Source organism: Hymenobacter seoulensis (assembly GCF_054780535.1).
The window spans coordinates 1-8375 of record NZ_BAAGWD010000012.1 but is presented as its reverse complement, the minus strand read 5'-3'; the positions used below and the strand labels follow the sequence as shown (position 1 = coordinate 8375).

Sequence of the window (8375 nt, the reverse complement as noted above, 5' to 3'; positions counted from 1 at the left end):
GCCTGGGTGAGCGCTACGCCTACTCCATGCTCCACGACTTCAATGCCGGCACCGAGGCCTGGACCGACTGGAACGTGCTGCTGGACGAGACCGGCGGGCCGAACCACGTGGGCAACTTCTGCTACGCGCCCCTGATTGGCGACACCAAGCAGGGCCAGCTGCTCTACACCAACGCCTACTATTACATCGGTCACTTCAGCAAGTTTATCCGGCCCGGGGCCCGGCGCGTGGCTGCCTCGGCCAGCCGCGACGTGCTGCAAACCACCGCCTTCCGCAACCCCGATGGCACCCTGGCCGTGGTCGTGCTCAACACCACCGAAAAAGAGCAGCCCTTCCAGCTCTGGATCCAGGGCCAGGCCACCCCCACCACCAGCCGCCCCCACTCCATCATGACCCTGCTCATCAATTAGGGGTCTTCTCAGAAAAGGAAAGAAGTACCACAAGAAGGTGACCGACCAGTAGGAACAACCCCTAATCGGGCGGCGCGCACCCCACCGCTTTTCAGTGGCGGGTCATGACAACTGTAACCAGAGACGCAGCAAAAGCCCGAAAAGTGTGGGGCTCTAGCCTCAGGATTTCATCGGGAAGGATTTGCCATTGGTTAACTGCCCGGGGGCAACTGGTCGGGTAGGGTAACGGTAAACGTCGTGCCCACGCCCAGGGTGCTGGCTACTTCCAGGGAGCCCCCGCGCTGGTGGATCAAGCTGCGAATGATGTGCAGGCCCAGGCCCACTCCCTCCCCCTCGGGGGAAAGGCGGGTGAAGGGCTGAAACAACCGGTCCTGGTCGCGCGGCAGGTCGATGCCGCGCCCGTTATCGGTCACGGTGAGCACCACCGACCCCACCCGCCGCTGGGTTTGCACGTGCACCACCGGCGGCCGCTCCGGGGCCCGGTACTTCAGGGCGTTGTGCACCAGGTTTTTCAGAATGCTATGCAAGTAGGCCTGCGGGTAGTACAGGACGGGCGCCGCCGCAAAATCCGCGGTGAGTATTCCCTGCTGCTGGGCCAGCAGCTCCGCGACTTCGCCCCGGACCGCGGCGTACACGTCGGGCCAGGCGACCGCGTCCGACTGGGCCTCGTCCGTGCCGTACTGAATGTGCAGCACCTGCAGGAGCCCGCGAATGGTGCTCTCCAGCCGGCGTATTTCCTGCCCCACCAGGTCAATGAGGTGGTCCCGGGCGGGACCGGGCGCTTCCTCGTGGTACACCTGCAGCAGGCTGCTTAAGTTCATGGCCGGCCCCTTCAGGTCGTGGGCTACGATGTGCACAAAGGTGTCCAGCGAGGTGTTAACCGCGCGCAGGGCCTGGTTGAGGCGCTCGGCCTCGTGCAGGGTGATCGTGCGCGCCAGGGCCCGGCCGGCGTAGTCGGCCACCAGCTCAAAAAATGTGCGGTAGGCCTCGTCCAGGGGGCGCCGGGCGCTGACGCCCATGATGAGCACGGCCCGGGAGCCGGGCAGCGCGTCGCCCACCGCCAAGGGCAGTAGCAGGGCCTGGGTTGGGGGCTCCGTCCCGGACCCGGCGGGCCAGTGCGCAAACCGCTCGGGCAGGGATACCACCTGCGCCCCCCGCCCCGGGGCCAGCGCGGCCGCCAGGGGCCACCCCTCGTCCGCGGCGGGGCCCGCTACGTCAACCGTGGCCGGGGCCACCGGCTCGCCGGCGGGCAGGCCAAACCAGGCGCGCAGCTGCGCCTGGGCCGCGGGCTGGTCGTGGGTGTAAAGCAGGGCGAAGGGAATGTCGGCCTGGTTGGTGGCCAGAGCGGCGATAATGTGCTGGGCGGCTTCGGCCGGCAGGGTCACCAGGGTTGTTTGCGCGTTCAGGTGGCTGAATAACGCCAGGCGCCGCTGCTGCACCACGGTGACCGTGGTTTCCAAGGCCGTGACGAAAATGCCGCCGACGCGGCCCGCCTCGTCGTAGATCGGGCTGTGGGAAAAAGTAAAGTAGGCCTCCTCAATAAACCCGCGGCGGTTGGGCAGCACCAGGCCGTTCTCGAAGTAGGTGGTCTCGCCGGCCAGCACCCGGGTGAAAATATCGAGCAGAAAGGGCCACATCTCCCGCCACCAGGGCTCGGCCGGCTGCCCCAGGGCGCCGGGGTGCTTGTCCTGCAGGATGGCCGCGTAGCCGTCGTTGTAGAAATGCACCAGTTCGGGGCCCCAGTGCACCATCATGGGAAAACGCGAGTTGAGCATAATGCTCACGGCCCCGCGCAGGCTCAGGGGCCAGCCGTGCACCGGGCCGAGTGGGGTCTGTGACCAGTCCAGCTGCCGCACCCGCTGGCCCATCTCCCCGCCCTTGGGAAAGAGGCGGGCCAGCAGGTTGGCTTCCGAAAGGGTGGCTTCTGGGGGGACGGCTGGAACCATACAAGGCAACGGGAAAGACAGGCAGGGGGCCCGAATAGATGTGCGCCAGCCGCCTGGGGCAGGAATCCCGGCCTGGGCGGCTGGCAGCCGGTACTTTCGCCGGAAGTTACGGGGATGTTTGAACAATGGAACACTGCCGGGCCCAGCGAGAAAATAAACAGGGGCCCGGAACCTGCTTATCCATGCTGGCGCAGGCCCGGCGGGCGGTTTATAAACAACTGACCCGGGAGGATACGCGGGTGCACCAGTAGGGCCGACCGCGGGCAGCAAGCGCTCTTAGGGCGCGCCCCCCACTAGGGTTTTGCAATACTGCCTTATTTTATATATAATGAAATCACTATTATGTTGGGGGTTGCTTTTTCTCTGACGCCTGCCTGAGATCCATTTCCAATTACAACCAGTAGCCGGAGGGTGCTGGCCCGCACCGGGATCCGCCCCTGCCCGGCGGGCTTGCGGCGGCTGAACTTCTCGGCGCCGCGGTCAGGGCGGCGTAGCTTTCCTTGCAAATGCACTAGCGGGCACCTCCCAAGCCTTTCACCAAGATGGAAATAGCATGTATGTAAAACGCTACTACAGTTTGTGGATGACACTACGGTGGTCGCGCCGATCCCTGCTGGTTGGGCTGCTCTATTCCGCCGCCATCATTGTCGTTTACGAAACCACCCGCATTCCTTTTGCCCTGCCCTGGCAGCCTATCTCGGTTATTGGCATTGCGGTGGCCTTTTTCCTGAGCTTTAAAAACAACAGCTCCTACGACCGCACCTGGGAGGCGCGAAAAATATGGGGGAAAATTATCAATGAAAGCCGCACGTTCGCGACGGCCATCCTGACCATGCCGGGCCCCGAGGTAAGCCGTGAGTGGAAGAAAGCCACCATCCATCGCCACCTGGCCTGGCTGCTGGCCCTTAAGCACACCATGCGCAGAGCCCGGACGTGGGAACACAACGAGCCTATTTCCAACCTGGTTTACACCCCCAGGTTCCGCCAGGAATGCCAGGACGGGATGGAGCCGGAAGTAGGGCCCTATCTAGCGGCCGCGGAGTTGGCTCAGCTTAAAAAGTACACAAACATTCCCAGCCAGATTTTGAAAAACCAAAGCCTGGAAATCGAGCGTCTGTTTAACAGCGGGCAGCTATCCGACTACAAGCACGTGCGGCTCCATATCCTCATCGGCAATCTGTATGACCTGCAGGGAATGACCGAGCGCATTAAGAATTTCCCCTTCCCCCGGCAGTATGCCTCCACCGGGCTCTGGATCATGTATATCTTTTGTGCGTTGATTCCCTTTGGGCTGCTGGACGTATTTGAACAATCCCGCTCCCTGCACTACTGGCTGACTATCCCGTTTTCCACGGTCATCATCTGGCTGTACTTTCTGGTGGACCGAATAGGCGACTACTCGGAAAACCCATTTGAGGCGGCGTATAATGACGTGCCTATCTCTTCCATCGCCCGCACGATTGAGATTGATCTGCGGGAAATGCTGGAGGAAGAAACAATTCCGGAGCCTTACCCGGTAGAGAATGGCTTTCTGCTCTAACTCAGCGATATGGCCGGCAGGGGTAGCTGTAGGTTTACATGTAGCCCTTGCCGCAGGCGAGCGGCAAGCGCAAAGCCCGAACGTGGAACACCTGATTTGCTGAATTTTTGTAATTGCACAGAATCCAGCCCCTGATGACCACCCTTGTGACAAGTAGCCGGACGTTGCCCATGGTCTGCTTTGCCGGATTTATGGCGTTTACTTAACGGAAGCTGCACTCACCCCATGAACCTGCCCCAACGGTTTGTTTAACACTGGGGGGGTGGGTTCTGTCGTATCTAACAAGAATTTTAGCTCCCCACTGGCAGTGATCGATCCGGCTGATCCCATTTCTTGCATAAATCGGATATACGAAACTATAACGCAGTACAAATCGTGGAAAAAGGGCCTCCCCACAGGGCTTTACCTGTGTCGCTGATTGCCTGCTGCGCAAGGGCCGATCGGGCCTACCACGGCAAGGCGCAGCCAGACGCTTTCCACGGCAAGGCGCACCCGCCCGGCCAAGCAAATGCCAGGTTTTTGGTTTCCCACAAAACAGACGGCTTAGCCCGCCGGTCAAATTGGTTTCACCTCCCCTTACTGGTAAGCCCGCATCAGCCGGGTTAACGACATCAGCGCGTATAGCGCTTGCGATTTTTTACGCGGTAAGGCCTAAAATTCAACCCGGTAGTTTAGGAACGGCACCAGCGAGGTCTGGTAGCTGGTTTCCAGCTGCTGGGAGTGCCGGTCATAGAAGCGGCCGAAGACATTTTGGGTGTTGGTCGCGTTTTGAATGTCAAGGGAAATAATGTGGGAGGCGCGGGGGCGGTTGTTGCGGTAGCTGGCCCGCACATCAAGGCGGAAGTAAGCCGGACCCTGCTCGGCCCAGGCGCGCTCTTCCACGGGTACCGCGTAGCCGGCCTGGCGGGAGGCGGCCAGGTCCACGGGCGTGTAGCGGTTGCCACCGGCCCAGAGCAGGCGCAGGTTCAGGCTGACCAGGTTGTTTTGCTCGCGGCCGACCTTGAACTCCCGCCCGCCCAGGGCATTGGCCACGAAGTTGCCGTTGTAGCGGGTGTTGCGCCAGCGGCCATCGGCGGCCTGGTAGCGGGAGTCGTAGAGGGAGCCCGTGAGCTGGAAGTAGTACTGGCCGGTGAAAAACTTTTCGAGCGTAACGTCCAGGCCGTAGTTCTGGCCGCGCCCGCGGGCCACCAGAGCCTCGGTGGGCGCGCCCCCACCGAAGTTCAGGGCCGCGAACGTGCTGGCCGGGTTGGGGCTGATGGCCCCGTGGTAGAGGTACTGGTAGTAGGGCTCCAGGCGCAGGCGCAGGTCTTCGCGCAGCAGGTTGTCGTAGCCCAGCACGTAGTGCACGGCGCGGGCCAAACCCAGGTTGCGGTTGGGCTCGGCGTAGCCGCCCCCGGCCTGGGGCAGCTGGGTAAAGTACACGAACGGGGCCTCCAGGCGGCTGTGCAGCCCCACCCCGGCCGACAGCGACTGCTTGGGCGAGAAGGCCCAGCGGGCGCCCAGGCGCGGCTCCACGGCCGAGTTGCCGTTCAGGTTGAAGCGCAGCAGGTGCAGGCCGCTGGTGAGGGTGAGTTGCTCGGTGGCGCGAAACTTCCACTGCCCGTACGCCTGGGTGGTGGTGGCGGCCCCGGTGCGCTGCAGAAACTGCACAAACTGCCCGCCGTAGTCGTCGGAGCGAAACCCGCTGCGGGCGTCAAAGCCCAGGCGGCTTACGATGGCGCCGGCGCGCAGGGTGTGGCGGGCGTTGAGCTTGGAGTGGTAGAGCAGGGAGGCGCGCCAGGCCGAGTTTACAAACTGCTGGTCGGTGTTGAGCACGCGGGTATCGCCCGCGCCCACCTCGTAGCCGGTGTAGCCGTGGCGGTCGCCGGAAGCGGTGAGGGCCGTTTCCAGGTAGGCGCGGTCGCTGAGCACGTGCGTGTACGTCAGGCCGCCGGTAGCCACGTCCGAGGAGCTTACCCCGTCGAAGCGGTCGTAGTAGCGCGTCCACTGGGCGGAGTCGCGGGAGGCGACGGCGCGGTTGCTGCTCAAGCCCCCCAGGCCCCAGAGCACGAGGGTGTGGCGGCCCACGGGCACGTTTACTTTAAAGGTCAGATCCTGGTACTTGGGCACGCTGCCGTCGCCGGTTACGTCCAGGCCCACGTTGCTGAGCAGGGCCAGGGACGAGTAGCGGTAATTCACCAGGTAGGACGCCTTGGAGCGCGCGCTGAAGGGCCCTTCCAGAGCAAACTCCACCCCCAGCACCCCGGCCTGAAAGGCGTATTCGCGCTGCTGGTTGTTGCCGGCGCGCAGGCGCACGTCAAATACGCCCGACAAGGCGTTGCCGTACTCGGCGGGAAACGCGGCGGTGAAAAAGTCGGAGTTGGCCAGCACGTTGGTGCTGAGCACGCTCACGGCCCCGCCGCTGGCGCCGGCGTCGGAAAAGTGGTTGGGGTTGGGCGCTTCCACCCCCTCAATGCGCCAGAGCAGTCCCCGGGGCGAGTTGCCGCGCACCACGATTTCGTTGTTCAGGTCCCCGCCCGAGGTGCCCGACACGCCGGCCAGGGTTTGGGCCGTGCGCGCCGGGTCGGAGAGGCTGGCGGCGTAGCGCTTGCTTTCCTCCACCGAAATGGAGCGGGCCGAGACGGTGGCCATTTCGTTGCGGGCAGTGCCTTTCTCGCGCTCCCCGGTCACGGTCACCTCGCGCAGGTTGGTAAAGGCCTCCCCCAGCCCGATGGTGAGCACCAGCTCCTTGCCCGAGCCCAGCAGCAACTCGGGAATGGTTTGCTCCTCGTAGCCTACAAAGCTGATTTTAAGCGTGTGGCGCCCCACCGGCACCTGCCCAATGCGGAAGTCACCGTTGTTATCGGCCGTGCCCACCAGCAGGGGACTGCTGCCCGCCACGACCACCGTGGCGCCGGTCAGCGGCTGCTGGGACTCGCGGTCGAGCACGCGGCCGCGGATGGTTTGGCTTAAACCCTGGGCGTGGACTGGCCCGCTCAAAACAGAGGCTAAAAAACTGGCTATCAAGACAATAAAGCGCATGATTATCGATTTTTACAGGCATGGCGCTGCCTAGGCAGCAAGTAATGGCTGTCGGTGAAAAAGCAGGAAGCAAGCAGGGGCGCAGGGGCCGGCCCACGCAACCAGGTACCATACCGCCGCGGGGGCGGCCCGCAGAAACGTTCCGCCTATAAGACACCCCACCCGGGGTGGACCCCTACGCCCGGCCGGAAAATATTTTTAGCTCCCGGAAGCGGGCGCAGGGGCGGCTGGGAGCGCGGCGGCCGCCAGCGCCTAGAAACGGAGGCCGGCGCAGTACCCTACCCAGCCGAAGACGCTGGTGCGCGCGCCCGGCTCATCCAGCCAAAGGCGGTTCGGCACCAGGCTGGAATAGACCTGCCCGCGCTCCGCGTCATAGCGTTGGGTTACGAGCACGCTTACCGTGGGGCCGGCCACCAGGCGCAGGCGGCCGCCGGCTTTGCCGGGCGCGAAGCCCACCAGCAGGCGCAGCTGGTTGTGCAGGTTAAGCTCATCGGTCCAGCCGCGGCTTTCCTCGTTGACGTGCAGGGCCACGGCGTCCAGCCCCAGGCTGACGCGCCGGCGGGCCAGCAGCTCGGTGCCCACCCCGTAGCCCAGGGCCCAGCGCCGGGGGCCGCTGCCGAAGCCGTCGTAGGCCCCGGTAAAGAAGGTGTAAAACTCCGGGGATCCCCCCAGCTTCAGGCTTGCCCCTAACGGCCACGATTCGGAGTTCAGCACTTCGAAGCGGTGGTAGCCGCGGCGCACGAAATTAAGCGGGGCGATGCTGACCCCCTCCACCGAGTCGGCGATGTTGAGCAGCCCGGCCAGCTGCACGCCGTGTACGGTGCCGGCCAGGTTAAACAAGCCCGCGGCCTGTACCCCGCGCACCTCCCCCAGCGCGGCATTAAACAGGCCCGCGGCCTGCACCGTTTTGCGCCCGGGCGGGTCAGTCAGGGCGGCGCCCCCCCCGGCCGAGTCCACGCCCAGCGGGCGGGCCGGGCCGCGGTAGTTAAACAGGCCGGCGGTTTGCACCCCGCTTACCGGCCGGGTGGCCACGTTGAGCAGGCCCGCGGCCTGCCAGCCCGTGCCTGCGCCGCCCAGCACGTTGAGCAGGCCGGCGCCCTGGAAACCGTCGAGGTGGCGGCCCACCACGTTGGCCAGCCCCGCCAGCTGCACGCCCCGCACCGAGTCGCGGGCCACGTTAAACAGGCCGGCCGCTTCGAAGCCGTCAACCCCGGCCGAGGTGCCGCCCAGCACGTTCACCGACAGCTGGTTTACGGTTTGCCCGCTGCGCAAGCCGTTTGAGCCCAGGGGGCCCAGCAGGGAAACCTGGGCCTGGCGGGTCCGGGGAAACTGCCGGGGCTCGGCCGGCGCCGACTCCGCCGGCTGGGCCGTGGTGTCCGCCGCCGGGGCGGGTGCTGCCGCCACCGAGTCCCGGGCTCCCGCCGGTTGTGCCGGACCAGGGGGCTTACCCGCCGGGGT

General features: G+C 64.7%; 4 protein-coding genes and 1 pseudogene. 2 read left to right on the top strand and 3 right to left on the bottom strand.

What is annotated here, in order from left to right; genetic code table 11:
* Positions 1-410, top strand: a 410-nt coding sequence (locus tag ACYVHC_RS21680) for a glycoside hydrolase family 30 beta sandwich domain-containing protein (RefSeq protein ID WP_460615831.1), incomplete at its 5' end; no start/stop codon positions are given.
* A gap of 191 nt (positions 411-601) precedes the next feature.
* On the opposite strand, the gene ACYVHC_RS21675 is transcribed toward ACYVHC_RS21680, so the two are convergent.
* Complete coding sequence (locus ACYVHC_RS21675; protein WP_460615830.1) at positions 602-2356, bottom strand: sensor histidine kinase; 1755 nt, start codon at positions 2354-2356, stop codon at positions 602-604.
* A gap of 583 nt (positions 2357-2939) precedes the next feature.
* Here ACYVHC_RS21675 and ACYVHC_RS21670 point away from each other — a divergent pair.
* On the top strand, positions 2940-3896 hold the full coding sequence (locus ACYVHC_RS21670; protein WP_460615829.1) for a bestrophin family protein: 957 nt from the start codon (positions 2940-2942) through the stop codon (positions 3894-3896).
* A gap of 651 nt (positions 3897-4547) precedes the next feature.
* Here the strand turns inward: ACYVHC_RS21670 and ACYVHC_RS21665 are convergent.
* Positions 4548-6875 carry a TonB-dependent receptor gene (locus ACYVHC_RS21665; RefSeq protein WP_460615828.1) on the bottom strand — a complete coding sequence of 776 codons (2328 nt, stop codon included), beginning with the start codon at positions 6873-6875 and terminating at the stop codon, positions 4548-4550.
* A gap of 294 nt (positions 6876-7169) precedes the next feature.
* Positions 7170-8375, bottom strand: a pseudogene (locus ACYVHC_RS21660) (hypothetical protein); the annotation flags it as partial.